This is a genomic window from Sedimentibacter sp. B4 (assembly GCF_000309315.1).
GTDB classification, from domain to species: Bacteria; Bacillota; Clostridia; order Tissierellales; family Sedimentibacteraceae; genus Sedimentibacter; species Sedimentibacter saalensis.
On record NZ_CANG01001048.1, the window covers coordinates 1 to 208 of the forward strand.

Annotated in this window: 1 pseudogene; it reads right to left on the reverse strand. The window is 71.6% G+C overall.

The features are described from left to right. Position 1 precedes the first annotated feature (1 nt). A pseudogene (locus BN358_RS25035) lies at positions 2-208 on the reverse strand (NAD-dependent protein deacylase); the annotation flags it as partial.

Below are 208 nucleotides of genomic sequence, written 5' to 3' on the forward strand. Positions count from 1 at the left end.
GTCACGCAGGGACGGCGGCGCCGAGGGTCTCGCCGATCGGCTCGTGGATGACGAGGCTGGCCAGGTGGTCGTAGCCGGTGGCCTCCTTGTTGATCAGCACCAGCTGGTCGCCGCCGAAGGCAAGACGAGGCCCGCCGCCGGGTAGACCACCAGGGACGTGCCGCCGACGATCAGCGTGTCAGCGCGGGAGAGGTGCTGGACGGCGGCG